At 58.0% G+C, this 18,677-nt stretch carries 20 protein-coding genes; 18 read left to right on the forward strand and 2 right to left on the reverse strand.

What is annotated here, in order from left to right; all coding sequences use genetic code 11:
* The first annotated feature begins 28 nt into the window (after nt 1-28).
* The 10 genes from dnaX to GRX76_RS07250 all read left to right on the forward strand — a co-directional run bounded on the left by dnaX (nt 29) and on the right by GRX76_RS07250 (nt 9,346).
* Nucleotides 29-2,326 carry a DNA polymerase III subunit gamma/tau gene (gene dnaX, locus GRX76_RS07205; RefSeq protein WP_160152685.1) on the forward strand — a complete coding sequence of 766 codons (2,298 nt, stop codon included), beginning with the start codon at nt 29-31 and terminating at the stop codon, nt 2,324-2,326.
* Between the two features lie 80 nt (nt 2,327-2,406).
* Nucleotides 2,407-2,754: a YbaB/EbfC family nucleoid-associated protein gene (locus GRX76_RS07210; RefSeq protein ID WP_160154867.1), complete on the forward strand. Its 348-nt coding sequence runs from the start codon at nt 2,407-2,409 to the stop codon at nt 2,752-2,754.
* A gap of 107 nt (nt 2,755-2,861) precedes the next feature.
* Complete coding sequence (gene recR / locus GRX76_RS07215; protein ID WP_160152686.1) at nt 2,862-3,464, forward strand: recombination mediator RecR; 603 nt, start codon at nt 2,862-2,864, stop codon at nt 3,462-3,464.
* Between the two features lie 44 nt (nt 3,465-3,508).
* Nucleotides 3,509-4,660 (forward strand): ribonuclease D, encoded by a 1,152-nt coding sequence (gene rnd / locus GRX76_RS07220; protein ID WP_160152687.1) that lies wholly within the window; start codon nt 3,509-3,511, stop codon nt 4,658-4,660.
* Complete coding sequence (locus GRX76_RS07225) at nt 4,660-4,974, forward strand: YcgL domain-containing protein (RefSeq protein ID WP_236250591.1); 315 nt, start codon at nt 4,660-4,662, stop codon at nt 4,972-4,974. Before rnd ends, GRX76_RS07225 begins: the two co-directional genes overlap by 1 nt.
* Nucleotides 4,975-5,019: 45 nt before the next feature.
* Nucleotides 5,020-5,472 carry a YcgN family cysteine cluster protein gene (locus GRX76_RS07230; protein ID WP_160152688.1) on the forward strand — a complete coding sequence of 151 codons (453 nt, stop codon included), beginning with the start codon at nt 5,020-5,022 and terminating at the stop codon, nt 5,470-5,472.
* A 114-nt stretch (nt 5,473-5,586) separates the two neighbouring features.
* On the forward strand, nt 5,587-5,952 hold the full coding sequence (locus GRX76_RS07235) for a hypothetical protein (RefSeq protein ID WP_160152689.1): 366 nt from the start codon (nt 5,587-5,589) through the stop codon (nt 5,950-5,952).
* Between the two features lie 317 nt (nt 5,953-6,269).
* Nucleotides 6,270-6,950: a YEATS-associated helix-containing protein gene (locus GRX76_RS07240; protein ID WP_160152690.1), complete on the forward strand. Its 681-nt coding sequence runs from the start codon at nt 6,270-6,272 to the stop codon at nt 6,948-6,950.
* A 195-nt stretch (nt 6,951-7,145) separates the two neighbouring features.
* Nucleotides 7,146-7,991 (forward strand): MoxR family ATPase, encoded by an 846-nt coding sequence (locus GRX76_RS07245; RefSeq protein WP_160152691.1) that lies wholly within the window; start codon nt 7,146-7,148, stop codon nt 7,989-7,991.
* A 173-nt stretch (nt 7,992-8,164) separates the two neighbouring features.
* Nucleotides 8,165-9,346 carry a VWA domain-containing protein gene (locus GRX76_RS07250; protein WP_160152692.1) on the forward strand — a complete coding sequence of 394 codons (1,182 nt, stop codon included), beginning with the start codon at nt 8,165-8,167 and terminating at the stop codon, nt 9,344-9,346.
* 132 nt (nt 9,347-9,478) lie between these two features.
* Here GRX76_RS07250 and GRX76_RS07255 read toward each other — a convergent pair whose 3' ends face one another.
* Both GRX76_RS07255 and GRX76_RS07260 read right to left on the reverse strand, forming a co-directional pair.
* The gene (locus GRX76_RS07255) at nt 9,479-11,209 is read right to left on the reverse strand and encodes a proline--tRNA ligase (RefSeq protein ID WP_160152693.1); all 1,731 of its coding nucleotides are present in this window, start codon (nt 11,207-11,209) and stop codon (nt 9,479-9,481) included.
* Between the two features lie 122 nt (nt 11,210-11,331).
* Complete coding sequence (locus tag GRX76_RS07260; protein ID WP_160152694.1) at nt 11,332-11,757, reverse strand: HU family DNA-binding protein; 426 nt, start codon at nt 11,755-11,757, stop codon at nt 11,332-11,334.
* A gap of 274 nt (nt 11,758-12,031) precedes the next feature.
* Here GRX76_RS07260 and GRX76_RS07265 point away from each other — a divergent pair, with 274 nt between their 5' ends.
* The 8 genes from GRX76_RS07265 to tolQ all read left to right on the forward strand — a co-directional run bounded on the left by GRX76_RS07265 (nt 12,032) and on the right by tolQ (nt 18,646).
* A complete protein-coding gene (locus GRX76_RS07265) occupies nt 12,032-12,289 on the forward strand; it encodes an FmdB family zinc ribbon protein (RefSeq protein WP_160152695.1) in 258 nt (85 codons plus the stop codon).
* Nucleotides 12,290-12,338: 49 nt separating this feature from the next.
* Complete coding sequence (gene aspS / locus GRX76_RS07270) at nt 12,339-14,117, forward strand: aspartate--tRNA ligase (RefSeq protein WP_160152696.1); 1,779 nt, start codon at nt 12,339-12,341, stop codon at nt 14,115-14,117.
* 76 nt (nt 14,118-14,193) lie between these two features.
* Complete coding sequence (locus tag GRX76_RS07275; protein ID WP_160152697.1) at nt 14,194-14,937, forward strand: YebC/PmpR family DNA-binding transcriptional regulator; 744 nt, start codon at nt 14,194-14,196, stop codon at nt 14,935-14,937.
* Nucleotides 14,938-15,106: 169 nt separating this feature from the next.
* Nucleotides 15,107-15,637, forward strand: a complete 531-nt coding sequence (gene ruvC / locus GRX76_RS07280; protein ID WP_160152698.1) for a crossover junction endodeoxyribonuclease RuvC — start codon at nt 15,107-15,109, stop codon at nt 15,635-15,637.
* A 53-nt stretch (nt 15,638-15,690) separates the two neighbouring features.
* A complete protein-coding gene (gene ruvA, locus GRX76_RS07285; RefSeq protein ID WP_160152699.1) occupies nt 15,691-16,302 on the forward strand; it encodes a Holliday junction branch migration protein RuvA in 612 nt (203 codons plus the stop codon).
* An 18-nt stretch (nt 16,303-16,320) separates the two neighbouring features.
* Nucleotides 16,321-17,340, forward strand: coding sequence for a Holliday junction branch migration DNA helicase RuvB (gene ruvB, locus GRX76_RS07290; protein WP_160152700.1), 1,020 nt, complete (start codon nt 16,321-16,323; stop codon nt 17,338-17,340).
* Between the two features lie 207 nt (nt 17,341-17,547).
* Nucleotides 17,548-17,955: a tol-pal system-associated acyl-CoA thioesterase gene (gene ybgC / locus GRX76_RS07295; RefSeq protein ID WP_160152701.1), complete on the forward strand. Its 408-nt coding sequence runs from the start codon at nt 17,548-17,550 to the stop codon at nt 17,953-17,955.
* A gap of 1 nt (nt 17,956) precedes the next feature.
* Entirely contained in the window at nt 17,957-18,646 is a 690-nt protein-coding gene (gene tolQ / locus GRX76_RS07300) for a protein TolQ (RefSeq protein WP_160152702.1), read from the forward strand.
* The last annotated feature ends 31 nt before the right edge of the window (nt 18,647-18,677 follow it).

Genomic DNA, 18,677 nt, shown 5'->3' on the forward strand with positions numbered 1-18,677 from the left:
AGGGCACCTCCCAGGGTGCGGAGAGCGAATGAGTTATCAAGTACTGGCGCGCAAGTGGCGGCCGCGGTTGTTCCGGGAGATGGTTGGGCAGGAGCATGTGCTTCAGGCGCTGATCAATGCCCTGGACAACAATCGCCTGCACCATGCCTATCTGTTTGCCGGTACCCGCGGGGTGGGCAAGACCACCATTGCGCGGATTCTCGCCAAGTGCCTGAACTGTGAGACGGGCGTCAGCTCTGAGCCCTGTGGCCAGTGTTCGGTTTGTAGTGAGATCGCCGACGGACGCTTTGTTGACCTGATTGAAGTGGATGCGGCTTCCCGTACCAAAGTGGAAGATACCCGCGAGCTGCTGGAGAATGTCCAGTATGCGCCGACAAGGGGCCGCTACAAGGTGTACCTCATCGACGAGGTGCACATGCTCTCCAACAGTTCCTTCAACGCCCTGTTGAAGACCCTGGAAGAGCCGCCGCCCCACGTCAAATTCCTGCTGGCCACCACCGATCCGCAAAAGTTGCCGGTGACGGTGTTGTCACGTTGTTTGCAGTTCAATCTCAAGAATATGAGTCCGGAGCGGGTGGTTGAGCACCTGCGTTTTGTACTGGAAAAAGAGCTGGTGCCCTTTGAGGAGGCTGCCCTCTGGCATCTGGGGCGTGCTGCTGACGGCAGTATGCGCGATGCGATGAGCCTTACCGATCAGGCCATTGCCTTCGGTGGCGGCAAGATCAGTGAAGCGGAAGTGCGGGCTATGCTCGGCACGCTCGACAGTACTCTGGTGTGGAAGTTGGTACAGGCGCTGGCGGATGAAAATCCATCTGCGCTGTTTGCGGCGGTGGATGAACTGTCCCAGCAGGCGCCGGATTACAGTGCGGCGCTGGCTGAACTTGCCGCCATATTGCACCGTATCGCCATTGCCCAGGTGTTGCCGCAAGCGGTTGATAACGCACTGGGGGATGCCGAATTGCTGGCGCAGCATGCCGCCGCCATTCCCGGTGAGAATATCCAGCTGTTTTATCAGATGGCACTGCTGGCTCGCCGCGACCTGCCGCTGGCTCCGGAGCCCCGGGGAGGCTTCGAGATGGCCCTGTTGCGCATGCTCGCCTTCAAACCCCAGGGGGTTGCGAATATCCCAACCGCCAGCCTGGCGGGGCAGGGGGCAGCTCAGGTATCTCAGGCCTCTCCACAGGTGCCGGCTGCGGCTACAGCGAATCCGGTGGCGGCTCAGGTGCCACAGCAGCCCGAGGCTAGTTCACCAGTGGCTGTTCCACAGCATTCTGATCCTCAGGTCGCGGACTCCGCGGCTGTAGAGTCCGCTCCTCCGGTCGACGATGCGCCGCCCTGGTCTGATGATCCGCAGCCAGCGGTTCCCGTTGCCCCTCAGGTATCACCATCAGAGCCGAGCCCAGAGGGCACCCGGTGGGAACAGCCTGGCGCGCAAAACGGAGAACAAAGCGGAGCGCAAGTCGAGGAGCACGGCGGAAAAAAGCCGGAACCTGAATCGGCCCCGCACAGTGTTGCGGCGGAAGTGCCTGCCTGTGAGTCGCCAGTTGTAGCGGCGCCTATGCAGGCACCTATGCAGGCAAATGAGCCGGCAAGTGTTGAGCCCGCGGAGTTAACCTCGGGGTTAGTCAATTCGGGATCAATTAATCCGGCGTTCGTAAATAGTGCCCCTCCTGCAGCCGCGATGGAGCCGCACTTCCCAGAGCCTGACACTTCCATGGCTCCGTCGGCCGTTGTGCCTGAACCCGCACCACAACAGCCAGCACCACAACACCAGCAGGCCGTGGAGCCTGACGCACGCGCTGCATTGCGTGAACAGTTGCGCCAGCAGGTGGCACAAGTAGAGTCGGCGCCGATACCACCGGTTAGCGCACCCGTGGCCAGTCCGAAGGTCGCCGCTGCGCCCCAGCCCGAGCAGGCTGTGCCTGCAGCCCGGCTGGATGCCTTGTCGCCTGGCAGCTGGCCTGCCATGTATCCGCAAGTCGGTGTGACCGGTATCCTTCACTCCATTGCTTCGCACCTGGAGTTACTGGGGCGACAGGACAATATACTGTCATTTACGCTGGATCAGTCTTTCAGCAGCCTCTACGACGAGGGGCACCAGCGCCGGCTCGCCGATGTGCTGGGTGACTTTTTCGGTCAGCCACTGTCGGTGCAGATCCAGATAGGTGAAGTGCACGGCGGCACTCCTGCACGCCTGATCGCCGCTACTCGTGAAGCACAGTTGTTGTCTGCCCGGGATGCCCTCAACGCAGACCCGCTGGTGCAAGACTTGCAGTCCGAATTGGGCGCGCAGTTAGTTCCGGACTCTGTTGAGTATCTCGGTTGAATGCGGGCGCTCTGCGATTGCCGCCAGCTCTCTATGTATTTGAAATATCTGAATGAATTGATTGAACGGTGATACCGATGATGAAAGGTTTGGGCGATTTGATGCAGCAGGCCCAGAAGATGCAGGCCGACATGCAAGAGCGCATGGAAAAGATGCAGAAGGAATTAACCGATCTGCGCCTGACCGGCGAATCTGGAGCCGGTATGGTCAAGGTCACCATGAACGGCCGCCACGATGTGACGGACGTGAATATTGACCAGAGCCTTCTGGGTGAAGACAAAGAAATGCTTGAGGATCTGTTGGCGGCGGCGGTGAATGACGCGGTGCGACGGGTAGAAGAGGCCTCGCAAAAATTGCAGAAAGAGCAAATGGGCGGTATGGCTGCGGGTATGAATTTACCTGAAGGCTTCAAATTTCCCTTCGGGTAAATCAGCCTGTATTGACGGAGGCCCGTGAAAAACAGGCGCTGTCGCAACGATTCCGGGGCTCTGTATGGAGCCCTTTGTTTTATCCAAACAGGTACCGAACAACGACCATGTTCAGCCCCCTGATAGAAGACCTGATCCGAGCACTGCGCTGCCTGCCTGGCGTCGGCCCCAAATCCGCCCAGCGCATGGCCATGTACCTGCTGGAAAAAGACCGCGATGCCGCCGGCTTGCTGGCCAGTTCTCTGGCCCAGGCGGTGGAAAAAGTCGGCCGCTGCACCCGCTGCCGTACGCTCACGGAATTGACCGTGTGCACCCTGTGCGCGAACAGTCGCCGGGATCACACCATGCTGTGTGTGGTGGAGACTCCGGCCGACGTCCTGGCGATTGAGCAGGCGGGTAATTATCACGGCCTTTACTTTGTCCTTCACGGCCACCTGTCACCTATTGATGGAGTGGGCCCTGCGGATCTGGGGCTGGATGTATTGGGTGAGCGCTTGAGTGAAAAAGAGGACGGTGGCATTCGCGAGTTGATCGTTGCCACCAACCCCACCGTGGAGGGAGAGGCGACGGCGCAGTTTATTGCTGAGCGCGCCCGGGCCAAAGGTGTTGCTGTCAGTCGCATCGCCCACGGCGTGCCCATCGGTGGGGAACTGGAATATATCGACGGCGGCACACTGGCCCACGCCTTTAACAGTCGTACCACGCTGTGACTTTGGCGTAGCCTGAGTATGAAAAATCAAAATCTGGACGATTGATGTCTGAGCAATTCAATAGCACCGGGAGTAAAAGCCTGGTGGATACCACACCAATTTGGGTCGATAGTGGCGAAGAGCTGGCAGTGCTTTGCGAGCGCTGGCGCACCCAGAGTGCCGTTGCGCTGGATACAGAGTTCATGCGCAGCCGTACTTTTTACCCGCTGCCGGCACTGGTGCAGGTGGGAGATGGTAAACACTGTTACCTGATCGATAACCTCGCCATTGAGGATCTCGCTCCACTGCGCGAACTACTGCTGGATACCCGCGTGGTCAAAATCATGCACTCCTGTAGCGAGGACCTGGAAACCCTGGATCGCCTACTGGGCGCCATTCCCGATCCCATATTTGATACCCAGGTAGCCGCAGCCGTTACCGGGATGGGGGCAGGGCTTGGTTATGCCGCAACCGTCAGCCAGCTACTACAGGTCGAGCTGCCGAAAAGTGAAACCCGCTCGGACTGGCTGCAGCGCCCCCTGAGCGAAGCACAGAAAAATTATGCCGCCCTGGATGTCGCCTGGCTGCCACTGGTGTATGGCATTTTATTGAAGACGTTGCGTGAGCAGGGGCGACTGGACTGGGTGCAGGAAGACTGCACCGTTGCCGTCCAGGCGGCACGCGAGCCCGAACCGCCCGAGCTCTATTATCGCAAGGTCAAAGGCGCCTGGCGTTTGCGGCCGAAGCAGCTCGCTGTATTGCAGGATCTCTGTACTTGGCGAGAGCAGGAAGCGCGCGCACAAGACGTTCCCCGTAATCACCTGTTGAAAGAAAATGTCTGCTTTGGTCTCGCGCAGGCGATGCCCAAATATCTCGCCACCCTGGCACAGCCGGGACTGGAGGGCAAAACCCTGCGCAAGTATGGCGAGACCCTGCTGCAGATTATTGCAGCAGCCGCGGAGCGGCAGGACATGCCTGCGCCCCTGCCTGAGCCTCTCAATCGGGAGCAGGGTGAAGTGCTCAAGTTGCTGCGCGCGAAAGTGACTCAGCTGGCGGAAGAGGCCGGAGTGCCCTCGGAAATTCTGGTGCGTAAAAAAGAACTGGAAACCCTGGTTCAGGCGCAAGCGCCTGAGCTCGAAGGGCGCCTCCTGGGCTGGCGTAAAACAGTGGTAGGTGAACCATTGCTGGCAGAACTGAACAACCTGAGAAATTCTTGATGACCGATTCAGCGAACTCTTCAGTGAAAACCCTGTGTGATATTTACCGCAGTCCGCGCGAAGCGGAAATGTACCTGTACGTCGATAAGGCCCAGGGTATGGCGCGGGTTCCAGAAAAATTACAGTCGCTGTTCGGTAAGCCGGTACATGTCACCACGCTTCTGCTGACGCCGAAGCGCAAGCTTGCGCGCGCAGATGTGGAAAAGGTCATGAACGCCCTGCGAGATCAAGGCTACTATCTGCAGATGCCCCCGGTCGTTGACGACGAAATGCGGGCAATTGCCGCGCAGAATAGTAAATTGCCCCGTGGGTGATATTCGTTAAATCGAAAGTGGTAATGCATTCGTGGTAAGTCAATTGTGGTAAGTCAGAGGCCATTCTGGCAGCGCAAATCACTTTCGGAAATGACACCGGAGGAGTGGGAGTCCCTGTGCGACGGCTGTGGGCGTTGTTGCCTGCATCGGCTGGAAGATGAAGACACGGGGGAGGTTCACACCACGCGTGTTTCCTGCAAGTTACTGGATACACACACTTGCCAGTGCAGTGACTACCCACGGCGCAAGCAGTTGGTGCCAGACTGTATTCAGCTGACACCGGCAGACGCCGCCAATTTTACCTGGTTGCCCGCTACCTGTGCTTATCGCACCCTGGCGGAGGGGCGGCCGCTGGCCAGCTGGCACCCGCTGGTATCCGGTGATCCCGATTCTGTGCACAAAGCGGGGATATCCGTACAGGACCAGGTGATCAGTGAATCCCAGGTGCATCCCGATGACTTTCAGGAGCATATTGTCATCTGGGTAGGAGATGACTGAGGGACTGACTGAGGGAATAACTGAAAGGGTGACTGACCGGCAGCCTGGCGTCGGCAGTGCGTGGGATTGAAAAACGTTTTAACTATTCATATGAAACACTAAAGCGAAAATACGATGGCTGAAGAATTTAAAATTGCCTGGGCGGTTTACGCCGGTGGGGTACTGGTTCTGCTGGTGGCGGGCTGGTGGTTTATGCGGAACTGGGGGTGGTCCTGGGTGCGCAACCTGTTATTACTGGAAGCGGCAACTCTGTTACTGGTTCCCGCCCGCGGGAGCATGGAGGATGGTCCCCTGACACCACTGTTGCCGCTGTTTGTTTATCAGACCATTTTTGAAGAAGAGGGCGCGTCGCCGGAAGTGGCTGCCAGCCTGGTCTTTGCCGGGGGTGGTGCCTTCGCAGTGATGTTGATTATCGGGATCATTACCCTGATGGTGCGGCGTCGTAAAGATCGCCCCATGACGGAGAGTGACCAGTACTGAGTTTCTGTCTCCAATCACCGGGCGTTACGCCTGAGAAATATGCGCCTGCCTGTTACCGAGGTAACTGAGGTAGAGGGAGGCGCCAATCCCTCTGTTCAATCCTATCCCGCTGCGGCCGATTTTCCCGGTTACTGCTATATCTAATAGAGCCCGCAACAAACCCTCGCTATCTTGAGGCAATGGCTGCATGGCGCCGAATGGCACGCAAAAGTGCCAGGACGCACAACTCGCGATTTACATAACCGACAAAACACAAGAAGTGCCAGCAGTGGCGTTAACTGCGCGCTATTAGCCGTGCGCTGAATGAAGGGACAGGGATGCTCGACCACCTGCTAATTCTGACCGCTGTCATGCTGGTCTCCGGTATTCTCGGTGGCCTGGTCAACTACTACCAGATGCTGTTCACCGAGGAAGATCCTGCTGGCCTTGCCCGCTGCCTGATCATGGGGTTGTGTGGCGCCTTGATGGTGCCAATTTTCCTCAAGTTCACCCAGAGTGACCTGCTGATCGAAATTCAGGGGGACCCGTCCCGCCTGCTGATCTTTACCGGTTACTGCCTCCTTGCAGCGATTGCTTCCCGTATGTTCGTCTTCAATGCGGCCCGCCGTCAGTTGCGGGATGCCAGCATTGCGCGGGCGCGGGTCGAGAACCTGGAGCAGGAGATTCGTGCCATGCAGCTGGAAATGATGCCGCTGCTGGAGCACGAGATTGAGGGCGACCCGGATCAGGGACCGACGCTGGACTTTAACCAGATCCGCAAGCTGGACGACAACGCGTTGCATGTGTTGAGCCTGCTCAATACCGGGGACTGTGTTTTTCGCTCCCTGGCCGGAATGGCCCACGAGGGCAATATGGAATCCAACTCTATTGCCCGCGCGCTCAACAGCCTGTTGGTGCTGGAGATGGTGGGCAAGATCCACAGCCACTTGGGCATCCGCTGGTACATTACCGATAAGGGGCGTCAGGTAGTGCGTCGCCGCCGCACCCAGGTGGCTTGATCGGGTCTCAGCACCGCTCTTCTTCTCGGGGCCTCTTCGTTTTCCCCTGCAGTTTATGACTGCAATTATTTATTTGGTCGCATTCAGTTGGGGTGCGGCCCCTGCCGTCATTCAATTTGACAGATTCCGCCTTTGGCCGTTTTCGCGGCATCCTTTACCATGGGTGTTTTTCGATCGATAACATTCGGAGCAGCCATGAAATTCACCGGAACCGACAGTTATGTCGCCACCGACGATCTGCAGATGGCGGTGGATGCGGCGGTTACCCTGCAGCGTCCGCTGCTGATCAAGGGGGAACCCGGTACCGGGAAAACCCTGTTGGCAGAAGAGGTGGCCAGCAGTCTCGGCCTGAAGCTGATTCAGTGGCACATCAAGTCCACGACCAAGGCGCAACAGGGCCTGTATGAGTACGATGCGGTGTCCCGCCTGCGCGATTCGCAGCTGGGGGTGGACCGTGTGCACGATATCGGTAATTACATCAAGAAGGGTAAGCTCTGGGAGGCGTTTGACGCGGATGAGCGGGTGGTGCTGCTGATTGATGAGATCGATAAGGCGGATATCGAGTTTCCCAATGATTTGCTGGTGGAAATCGATCGTATGCAGTTTTTTGTGTACGAGACGGGCGAGACGATTACGGCCAAGCATCGTCCAATCGTGATCATCACGTCGAACAATGAAAAAGAACTGCCGGATGCGTTTTTGCGCCGCTGCTTTTTCCATTACATCAGTTTCCCGGATCGGGCGACGATGCAGAAGATCGTGGATGTGCATTATCCGGGGATCAAGCAGCAGTTGGTGGCGGAGGCGATGGATGTGTTCTTCCAGATCCGCGAGGTGCCGGGGCTAAAGAAAAAGCCTTCGACTTCCGAGTTGATTGATTGGTTGAAGCTGTTGCTGGCGGATGATATTCCCGAGGAAGTGCTGAAAAATCGCGATGCGACTTCGGCGATCCCGCCTTTGTACGGCGCGTTACTTAAAAATGAGCAGGACGTGCATATGTTAGAGCGTCTTGCGTTTATGGCGCGCCGAGAGAACCGGTAACAGTATCAGCTAGTGTGGTGGCGGTAGTGCTGGCGGGTGAAGGTTTGCGAAACACGCCGTGAACCCATCCATGGGGGCTCTTCTGCGAGGTCCCTCTCGCAGAAGGTTTCGCAAACCTTCACCCGCCATCACTACCTTCGCCCTGAAATTCTCATCTTTATCGAGCACAGCTTATGCTCATCGGATTTTTCCTAAACCTCCGCCGCCACAGTCTTCCGGTTTCCATTACCGAGCTGCTCTCGTTGCTGGAAGCCCTGCAGCAGCGTCTTGTCTATGCCAACCTGGACGAGTTTTATTTCCTGGCTCGTACTTGCCTGATTAAGGACGAAAAGCACTTCGATAAATTCGATCGCGCTTTCGCTGCCTACTTTAAAGAACTGGAAACCCTCGACGATATTCTGGAACAGATGATTCCAGAGGATTGGTTGCGGGCGGAGTTTATGAAGCAGCTCAGTGAGGAGGAGAAGGCGAAGATTGAATCCATGGGCGGTCTGGAAAAGCTGCTGGAGGAATTCAAGAAGCGTTTGGAGGAACAGAAGGAGCGGCACAGTGGGGGTAACAAGTGGATAGGTACCGGTGGTACCAGTCCATTTGGCAACAGTGGCTATCACCCGGGGGGTATTCGTGTAGGTAGCAAGAGCCGTAACAAGTCTGCTTCCAAAGTGTGGGAGAAACGCCAGTTTCGCAATCTCGATGATAGTATCAGCCTGGGCACTCGCAATATTCAGGTGGCGCTGCGCAAGCTCCGAAAGTTCGCCCGTACCGGTGCGGCGGAAGAGTTGGACCTCAACGACACTATCCGTTCTACCGCCCGCAATGCCGGTCTGCTGGATATCAAGATGGTGCCGGAGCGGCACAATGCGGTGAAGGTGCTGATTTTTTTCGATGTGGGCGGTTCCATGGACCCCTATGTCAAACAATGCGAAGAACTGTTTTCAGCCTGCCGTAGTGAGTTCAAGCACCTGGAATATTTCTATTTCCACAATTTCATATACGAGCATGTGTGGAAGGACAATCACCGCCGCTATAGTGAGTCGACGCCGCTGGTGGAAGTGCTGCGTACTTACGGCAAGGATTACAAGGTCATTTTCGTCGGCGATGCTTCCATGGCGCCCTACGAAATTACCAGCCGTTTCGGCAGTGTCGAGCATATGAACGAAGAGCCCGGTGCTGCCTGGATGGAGCGGGTGACAAATGTCTACGATAAGCTGATCTGGCTCAATCCTACTGCAGAGGAATACTGGCAGTACACCGCAAGCATTGGTGTGGCCCGGAAGCTGGTGGATGGGCATATGTACCCGATGACGATCGAGGGGCTGGACAGGGCGATTGCGTATCTGGTGAAGGGGCGCTAGGTCGGGGCTGTTAATTCAGGTTGTCGATGTGAGCGGGCTGAAGTGATCCGATCGCTAAGATGGGTGATTGCAGGGTAGACGCATCATGCGGGTCCACCCTGCTGCTCACTTATACGTGCCGGTTACACTTTGTTAGTGGGCGATTTTTTCCAGCAGGATATCCACGATCTGATCGGCGGAGAATTCCTGGTTCTCACTGTCGCGGCGTCCCTTGTATTCGATATTGCCTTTCTCAAGACCGCGGTCGCCCACCACGATACGGTGGGGAATGCCCATCAGCTCCGTATCTGCGAGCATGCCGCCCAAGCGCGCCTTGGGCTCGTCCATCAGCAGTACATCAATACCTTTGGCGGTCAGGGCGTCGTAGATGTGCTCGCATTTCTGCTGCACGGCTTCGCTCTTCTGCATGTTGATGGGCACTATGGCCAGTTGGAAGGGAGCAATAGCTTCCGGCCAAATGATACCGGCGTCGTCGTGGTTCTGCTCGATGGCCGCCGCTACCACGCGGGAAACCCCGATGCCGTAGCAGCCCATGGTCATTACCTGTTCCTTGCCGTTCTCATCCAGTACCGATGCATTCATCGCTTCACTGTACTTGGTGCCCAGCTGGAAGATATGGCCGACTTCGATGCCGCGTTTGATCTCCAGGGTGCCCTGGCCATCCGGGCTGGCATCGCCGGGGACTACGTTTCGCAGGTCTTCCACACGCTTCAGCGCTACATCGCGCTCCCAGTTTACGCCGGTCAGGTGGTAATCGTCTTTGTTGGCGCCGCAGACAAAGTCCGCCAGGTGCGCCGCGGCGCGATCCACCAGCACCTCGATGTCCAGGCCGACGGGGCCAAGAGAGCCGATACCACAGCCCAGTTCCGCGGCGATACGCGCTTCCGGGGCAAATTGTAGCGGGCTGTCAATGCCCGGCAGCTTTTCCGCTTTCAGCTCGTTCAGGTCGTGGTCGCCGCGCAGTACCAGTGCAACCAGGGGGGCGCTTTCGCCTTCCTCTTCCACTTCACCCAGTACGATCAGGGTTTTCACGGAAGTATTGGCAGCAATGCCAAAGGCTTCTTCCAGTGCCGCGATGGTTTTCTGTCCTGGAGTGTGCAGTTCTTCCATCGCTTTGCTTGCTGCAGGGCGCTCGCCGGCGGGGGCTACCGCTTCCGCCAGTTCCACGTTTGCGGCATAGCGGCTCTCGCTGGAAAACGCGATATCGTCCTCACCGCTTTGGGCGAGCACGTGGAATTCGTGAGAGTGGGAGCCGCCGATAGAGCCGGTGTCCGCCAGTACCGGGCGGTAATCCAGGCCGATGCGATCGAAGATGCGGCAGTAGGCACCGTGCATCACATCGTAGGTTTCCTGCAGGGAGTCTGCGCCCAGGTGGAAGGAGTAAGCATCCTTCATGGTGAACTCGCGCGCGCGCATCACGCCGAAGCGCGGGCGAATCTCATCGCGGAATTTGGTCTGAATCTGGTAGAAGTTGGCCGGCAGCTGTTTGTAGCTGTTTACTTCGGTGCGGATCAGATCTGTGATCACTTCCTCGTGGGTGGGGCCCAGGCAGAAAGGGTTGTCGTGGCGATCCTGGATACGTAGCAGTTCCGGGCCGTATTGCTGCCAGCGACCGGACTCTTCCCACAGCTCCGCCGGCTGCACCACCGGCATCAGCACCTCTAATGCACCAGCGCGGTTCATTTCCTCGCGCACAATCGACTCGACCTTGCGCAGTACCCGCAGGCCGGTGGGCAGCCAGGTGTAGAGGCCGGATGCCAGGCGGCGAATCATGCCAGCACGCAGCATCAGCTGGTGGCTAATGACCACTGCGTCATTGGGAGTTTCTTTCTGGGTGGCGATCAGATAGCGGGATGCGCGCATAGGGCTTTCTTTTTCTGTCTGTGAATTGAGGTAATAAACAAGAGGGCGGCCATTCTACGCCGGACGCCCACAAACAGAAAACCCCGCAAAAGCGGGGTTTTCGTGGCTGAAAGCGGCGAGACTCAGGACTCGGCCATTTCCTTCAGCTTCTTCAGCGGGCGAATTTTTACCTGGATGCTCGCGGGCTTGGCCTTGAACATGGTCTCTTCACCAGTGAAGGGGTTGATACCCTTGCGTGCTTTTTTGGCCGGCTTCTTCACGGTGGTGATCTTCAGCAGGCCCGGCAGAGCGAATTCGCCCACAGCGCGCTTCTTCACGTGGCCTTCGATCACGTCGGTCAGCTCGTCCAGAACAGACTGTACCTGCTTGCGGGACAGCTCGGTTTTCTCGGCGATCTGATTCAGGATCTGGGTTTTGGTGTACTTGTCTTTGATCGCAGTCACTTTCTTGGCCGGAGCGGCCTTGGCTGCTGCTTTCTTGGCTGGAGCCTTCTTGGCTGCAGTTTTCTTGGCGGGTGCTTTCTTAGCTGCGGCTTTCTTTGCGGCCATCGTTAGCTTCCTTCTATATATAAGTGTTTTTCCAGTGAAAGTGTGTAGTACTCGGTACTGAGCTGAAGTATATCCAGTTTTTCTCGGGGCGCACGGGGTAAAAACGGAAAAAAAGTGCTTTTTTTTAGGGTTTTGGTCGAAATGCGACACCCAAATACCCCCGTCTGCGGCCTATTTGAGCACCGGGTGCCCACAAAAACAGCGTTCTTCTTCCCTCGCGGGTGCTCATGTATAATCTGCGCCCCTTTATATTCAGTGAGATCCGGGTACCGAGATGCCTATCTACGAATACCAGTGCAAGGCCTGTGGCCACCAGATGGAAGCCCTGCAGCGTATGAGCGATGCTCCGCTGACAGACTGCCCCGCCTGTAACAAAGCGGAACTGAGCAAAAAGATCAGTGCAGCCGGATTCCGCCTCAAGGGCGGCGGCTGGTACGAAACCGATTTCAAGACCGGCAGCAAGAAAAACCTCGCCGGTGATGCTGCCAAGCCTGCCAGCAAGTCTGGCGGCTCCGAATCCAAAGCCAGCTGAGTAGCTGGATATACGACTACTGCGTTTACAACTAAGGGAATAAGACTCCATGCGCACCGACTACTGTGGCGCCCTGCGATCCGCCGATATTGACCGCGAAGTAACCCTGTGTGGCTGGGTAGACCGCCGCCGCGATCACGGTGGAGTCATCTTCATCGATCTGCGCGACCGTGATGGTATCGCCCAGGTGGTCTTTGACCCGGACGCAGCAGAGCACTTTGCTCTGGCGGACAGAGTTCGCAGCGAGTATGTGCTGAAGGTCACCGGTCGCGTGCGTGCACGTGCCCCGGAAGCGGTAAACCCGAATATGGCCACCGGTGAAATCGAGGTTTACGGCCTGCAACTGGAGATCCTGAACGGCGCCGAGACGCCTCCCTTCCAGCTGGACGAGCACACCGCTGTGGGCGAAGACGTACGCCTGAAGTACCGCTACCTGGACCTGCGCCGTAACGAGATGCAGCGCAACCTGCGTTTCCGCTCCCAGATTACCAATGCCATCCGCAACTACCTGGACGGCGAAGGCTTTCTCGATATTGAAACCCCGATCCTGACCCGCGCCACCCCGGAAGGTGCCCGTGACTATCTGGTGCCGAGCCGTACCCACGCGGGCAAGTTCTTCGCGCTGCCGCAATCCCCGCAGCTGTTCAAACAGCTGCTGATGGTGTCCGGCTTCGATCGTTACTACCAGATTGCCAAGTGCTTCCGCGACGAGGACCTGCGCGCAGACCGCCAGCCGGAATTCACCCAGATCGATATCGAGACCGCCTTCCTCGATGAAAACGCCATCATGTCCATCACCGAGAACATGATTCGCAAGCTGTTTAAAGAGCTGAAAGGTGTGGACCTGGGCGAGTTCCCGCGCATGCCATTCAGTGAAGCGATCGCCAAGTTCGGCTCCGACAAACCGGACCTGCGTATTCCGCTGGAGCTGGTGGACATCAAGGACCTGATGACCGAGGTGGAGTTCAAGGTGTTCTCCGGCCCGGCCAATGACCCCAAAGGCCGCGTGACCGCGCTGAAAGTGCCTGGCGGCAACGACAAGCTGACCCGCAAACAGATCGACGATTACACCAAGTACGTTTCCATCTACGGCGCCAAAGGGCTCGCGTATATCAAGGTGAACGACCGGGCGGATCTGGAAAATGGCCTGCAGTCTCCGATCGTCAAATTCCTGCCGAACGAGGTGCGCGGGGCGATTTTGGATCGTCTGCACGCCGAAAACGGCGACCTGATTTTCTTCGGCGCGGACTCCGCTAAAGTAGTAACTGAAGCCCTGGGCGCGCTGCGCTGCAAGCTGGGTGAAGACCTCAACCTGTACGTGTCCGAGTGGGCGCCGCTGTGGGTGGTGGACTTCCCGATGTTCGAAGAGAACGATGACGGCAGTGTTACCGCGCTGCACCACCCGTTCACGGCACCTTCCTGTTCCGCAGAAGAGCTGGAGAAGGGCCCGCTGGAAGCGCTGTCGCGCGCCTACGATATGGTACTGAACGGTACCGAACTGGGCGGCGGTTCCATCCGTATCCACAATCAGGAAATGCAGCAGACGGTATTCCGCGCCCTCGGCATTGACGCTGATGAGCAGCGCGAAAAGTTCGGCTTCCTGCTGGATGCGTTGAAGTACGGTGCGCCGCCCCATGGTGGCCTGGCCTTCGGCCTCGACCGCCTGGTGATGTTGATGACCGGCAGCGACTCCATTCGCGACGTCATCGCCTTCCCGAAAACCCAGAGCGCGGCCTGTGTCATGACCGATGCGCCGGGAGCGGTGGACGCCAAGCAGCTGCGCGAACTGAGTATTCGCCTGCGTCAGAAGGAAGAGCAGGTAGGCTAAGTTAGGAAAACCCCACAGGCGCCTGCAAGCGGGCGCCTGTGGGGAGACAGATTGAAGCAAGACCGGAGATTTATCGATGGCTGGACACAGTAAATGGGCCAATATCAAGCACCGCAAGGCGGCGCAGGATGCCAAACGGGGTAAGGTTTTTACCAAGATCATCCGCGAGTTGACCGTCGCCGCCAAGGGTGGCGCCAACCCCGATGACAATCCCACACTGCGTACTACCATCGACAAGGCGTTGGGCGCGAATATGAAGCGCGACACCATCGATAAAGCCATTGCCCGCGGGGCGGGTAATGCGGATGGTGATAACTATGAAGCGGTAATCTATGAAGGTTACGGTGTCGGCGGTGTTGCGGTTCTGGTTGAGTGTCTGACCGACAATCGCAACCGCACGGTAGCCGATGTGCGTCACGCGTTTACCAAGCGCGGTGGCAACCTGGGTACCGACGGTTCCGTGGCTTACCTGTTCTCCCGCAAAGGTCAGATGTATTACGAGCCGGGTGCCAGTGAAGATGCGCTGATGGAAGCCGCGCTGGAGGCGGGCGCCGAGGACATTGAGACCAACGACGACGGCAGCATCGAGGTCACCACCGAGTTTACCGATTACATGTCGGTAAAAGATGCGCTGACCACGGCCGGTTTCAAGCCCGACAATGCCGACATCGCGATGATTCCCTCCACCACGATTCCACTGGACAAAGAGGGTGCCGAAAAAGTGCTGGCGCTGGTGGATATGCTGGAAGACCTGGACGATGTGCAGAATGTATACACCAACGCGGACATCCCGGAAGAGGTTATGGCCGAGCTCGCTTGATCTCGCCGCGCTGTCATTGCTCTCTCGCTTCGAATGCCCCGCCCGTCGGGGCATTTTTGTATCTGCCGGTATTCAATGGGCGCGCGGCAGTGATACCGGCCTTGACGCCCCGGCAGCAGCTTGGGACACTTCCCGCATTAATTGTATAAATGTACAGGGGTTGAAGGCCGTGACTCGAATTTTGGGGATCGATCCCGGCTCGCGCAAGACCGGTTATGGTCTGATCGATGTGGATCGATCCCAGGCCCGTTATGTGGCCAGTGGTGTCATCCGGCTGCCCGACGGCCCCTTGCCGGAGCGTCTCAAGCTCATTTTTGACGCGGTCAGCCAGATTGCCCAGCAGTACCAGCCACAGCAGATGGCCATCGAGAATGTCTTCATGTCCAAGAGCGCAGGCTCCGCCCTCAAGCTGGGGCAGGCGCGGGGGGCTGCCATAGTCGCTGCCACCCACGCAGACCTGTCGGTAGCGGAGTACGAGGCGCGCAAGGTCAAGCAGGCGGTGGTGGGTAACGGCGGGGCCGACAAGCTGCAGGTGCAGCACATGGTCAAGACCTTGTTGAAGCTGCCGGCTTCTCCCCAGGAGGATGCGGCGGATGCCCTCGCCGTGGCACTTTGCCACATGCATACCATGCAGACTCTGATTCAGTCCTCAACGGGGAGCCGGGCGCGTTTCCGTCGCGGGCGCCTGAGCGTGATTTAGTGGCCTGGGTTGTAGAGCTTTGGCCCTGAGAAATAATTGAAACTGGAAGCAAAATGATAGGAAGACTCAGCGGCATTCTGGCCGCCGTGCAGCCCCCTCAGTTACTGGTCGATGTCCAGGGGGTGGGCTACGAAGTGCTGGCTCCCATGACCACCATTTTCGAGTTGCCCCAGTTGGGCGGCAGCGTGCAGCTGCACACGCACCTGGCGGTATCGGAAACATCGCAACAACTGTTTGGTTTTATTCGTGAATCCGACCGTCAGTTGTTTCGCACTTTGATCAAGGTCAATGGCGTTGGCCCCAAGATGGCTCTGGCGATCCTGTCCGGGCTCGATGGTGCGGCGCTGGCCCGCTGCGTGGCGGATGACAATGTGGGCGCGTTGGTAAAGGTGCCTGGGGTCGGTAAGAAAACCGCTGAGCGCCTGATCATTGAATTGCGCGGCAAGCTTGCGCCGCAAACCGGCGACCTCGGCGATATTCCGTTGATGGCCGCCAATGCTGAGCCGAAGGTGGATCACGCTGGCGAGGCAGAGAGCGCCCTGGCCGCGCTGGGGTATAAGCCCACCGACGCCAGCAAGATGGTCGCCCGTGCCGCGAAAGATGCACCGGACGCCGACAGCGCCACCCTGATTCGCCTTGCTCTCAAGAGCATGGCGCCCGCCTAACCGAATTGAGATGACCCTGTGATCGAAGCTGACCGCCTGATTGCTGCTGAACCGATTGGCCCAAGTGGGCAAGAGGAGCAGTACGACCGCGCTGTGCGCCCCAAGACACTGTCTGACTATGTCGGGCAGCCGGTGGTGCGCGAGCAGATGGAAATCTTTATTCAGGCGGCCAAACTGCGCAAAGAGGCGCTGGACCACACATTGGTGTTCGGCCCGCCTGGTCTCGGCAAAACCACCCTGGCCAATATCATCGCTGCGGAAATGGGTGTGGCGATCAAGACCACCTCGGGACCTGTGCTGGAAAAGGCCGGCGACCTTGCCGCGATCATGACCAACCTCGAACCCGGTGATGTGCTGTTTATTGATGAGATTCATCGCCTCAGCCCCCACGTCGAGGAGGTGCTGTACCCGGCGATGGAGGATTACCAGCTCGACATCATGATTGGTGAGGGGCCCGCGGCGCGCTCGATCAAGCTGGACCTGCCACCTTTTACCCTTGTCGGTGCGACCACTCGCGCGGGTTTGCTGACATCGCCGCTGCGGGATCGCTTCGGAATCGTCCAGCGTCTCGAGTTTTACAATGTCGAAGATCTCACCAGTATCGTTGCCCGTTCGGCCCGCCTGATGGGGGTGGAAATGGACGAGGGTGGTGCGTATGAGGTTGCGCGCCGTGCTCGCGGCACGCCGCGTATTGCCAACCGTTTACTGCGCCGGGTGCGTGACTACGCCGAAGTAAAACGCGATGGCCACGTCTGTGCCGAGACTGCGGATCTGGCGCTGAACATGCTGAATGTCGATGCCAGCGGGTTTGACCAGCTCGACCGCCGTGTGCTGCTGACCATGATCGAGAAATTCGATGGTGGCCCCGTGGGGGTGGATAGTTTGGCCGCAGCGGTGAGTGAAGAGCGGGACACCATTGAAGATGTTCTCGAACCCTACCTGATTCAGCAGGGATACCTGGCCCGCACCCCGCGAGGCCGGGTGGTGACGGCGCTGGCCTACGAGCATTTTGGTATCCCGAAGCCTGACCGCACCTGACGAACCAGTCTACATCCTGTAGCATGTCCCTTTCACGTCGCTGCATGGCTTCCGCGCTAGTGTTGGCCGGTAGCCCCAAAGAGCTAATAAAGAGCCAATGGTGTCGCAGCGGCGGCCTCGGTTTGGCAAGTAAAAGCCGAGAGCAAGAACCGAAAACAAGAAAATAAATCGCGTTTCAGTGGCAGTCGGCCAAGTTAAGGACGGTGCGTGTCAGAGCCTTTCAATATTCCCATTCGCGTCTATATCGAAGATACCGACGCTGGCGGAATCGTCTATTACGTCAATTATTTAAAGTATATGGAGCGGGCGCGCACAGAATTGGTCCGCTCCCTCGGCTATGATAAGCCAGCGATGCCGCAGCAGGGTTTGTTGCTGGTAGTGCATTCAGCGGAGGTTCAGTATCGGCGGTCTGCAATACTGGACGATCAATTGCGGGCCAGTGCCGCCATAGGCAAGCTGGGGCGCGCCGCAGTCACGTTTGAGCAAAAAATCTGGCGCGGTAATGAAATTATTTGTGAGGGTGTGGTCAAAGTGGCCTGCGTGGATGACGCCAGCCGCAAACCCTGCGCTTTACCTGAAACCATCTATCAAGCTTTGAAGGCAGTGAGTCGATAACATGAATGCCGGTGAACAACTTTCTCTGTGGGGACTGATTTCCAGTGCCAGCCTGTTGGTGCAGCTGGTCATGCTGCTGCTTCTGCTGGCCTCGGTGATCTCCTGGGTAATGATTATTCAGCGCGGTACCTACCTGGCGCGCGCCAAGCGCTCGATGGTCAATTTTGAGCGCAAATTCTGGTCCGGCGCCGACGTCAACCAGCTGTTCCGCGACGGCAATGCGGCGGCAGAGAGGGGCAAGATCGACGGTGTCGAGTCCCTGTTCCGCGCCGGTTTTACTGAGTTCACCCGCCTGCGCCAGCAGGGCAAAAGCAGCCCCGCGGCCGTTATGGAAGGCACCGAGCGCGCCATGCGCGTGGCCATGTCCCGGGAGCAGGAAAAGGTGGAAATGAACCTGCCGTTCCTGGCGACCGTCGGCTCTGTCAGCCCCTATATCGGCCTCTTCGGCACCGTGTGGGGCATCATGAATTCCTTCCGTGGTCTCGCCACCATGCATCAGGCCACCATTGCCACCGTGGCGCCGGGTATTTCCGAGGCTCTGGTCGCGACAGCCATGGGCCTGTTTGCTGCGATCCCCGCGGTGATGGCGTACAACCGTTATTCCGCCAAGGCTGAGTGGCTGCTGTCCAGCTATGAGACTTTTGCGGAAGAGTTCTCCTCCATCCTGCACCGCAAGGTGCACGCCAGCTAAGGCGCCATCACCGAAGCTGTGCAAAGAGTCG

The sequence above is a fragment of the Microbulbifer sp. ALW1 genome (genome assembly GCF_009903625.1).
Taxonomy (GTDB): domain Bacteria; phylum Pseudomonadota; class Gammaproteobacteria; order Pseudomonadales; family Cellvibrionaceae; genus Microbulbifer.

Bases quoted from the DNA above. Each gene is read 5' to 3' on its own strand.
- dnaX (WP_160152685.1), top strand. From the start codon at position 29: ATGAGTTATCAAGTACTGGCGCGCAAGTGGCGGCCGCGGTTGTTCCGG.
- GRX76_RS07210 (WP_160154867.1), top strand. From the start codon at position 2,407: ATGAAAGGTTTGGGCGATTTGATGCAGCAGGCCCAGAAGATGCAGGCC.
- recR (WP_160152686.1), top strand. From the start codon at position 2,862: ATGTTCAGCCCCCTGATAGAAGACCTGATCCGAGCACTGCGCTGCCTG.
- rnd (WP_160152687.1), top strand. From the start codon at position 3,509: ATGTCTGAGCAATTCAATAGCACCGGGAGTAAAAGCCTGGTGGATACC.
- GRX76_RS07225 (WP_236250591.1), top strand. From the start codon at position 4,660: ATGACCGATTCAGCGAACTCTTCAGTGAAAACCCTGTGTGATATTTAC.
- GRX76_RS07235 (WP_160152689.1), top strand. From the start codon at position 5,587: ATGGCTGAAGAATTTAAAATTGCCTGGGCGGTTTACGCCGGTGGGGTA.
- GRX76_RS07240 (WP_160152690.1), top strand. From the start codon at position 6,270: ATGCTCGACCACCTGCTAATTCTGACCGCTGTCATGCTGGTCTCCGGT.
- GRX76_RS07245 (WP_160152691.1), top strand. From the start codon at position 7,146: ATGAAATTCACCGGAACCGACAGTTATGTCGCCACCGACGATCTGCAG.
- GRX76_RS07250 (WP_160152692.1), top strand. From the start codon at position 8,165: ATGCTCATCGGATTTTTCCTAAACCTCCGCCGCCACAGTCTTCCGGTT.
- GRX76_RS07255 (WP_160152693.1), bottom strand. From the start codon at position 11,209: ATGCGCGCATCCCGCTATCTGATCGCCACCCAGAAAGAAACTCCCAAT.
- GRX76_RS07260 (WP_160152694.1), bottom strand. From the start codon at position 11,757: ATGGCCGCAAAGAAAGCCGCAGCTAAGAAAGCACCCGCCAAGAAAACT.
- GRX76_RS07265 (WP_160152695.1), top strand. From the start codon at position 12,032: ATGCCTATCTACGAATACCAGTGCAAGGCCTGTGGCCACCAGATGGAA.
- aspS (WP_160152696.1), top strand. From the start codon at position 12,339: ATGCGCACCGACTACTGTGGCGCCCTGCGATCCGCCGATATTGACCGC.
- GRX76_RS07275 (WP_160152697.1), top strand. From the start codon at position 14,194: ATGGCTGGACACAGTAAATGGGCCAATATCAAGCACCGCAAGGCGGCG.
- ruvA (WP_160152699.1), top strand. From the start codon at position 15,691: ATGATAGGAAGACTCAGCGGCATTCTGGCCGCCGTGCAGCCCCCTCAG.
- tolQ (WP_160152702.1), top strand. From the start codon at position 17,957: ATGAATGCCGGTGAACAACTTTCTCTGTGGGGACTGATTTCCAGTGCC.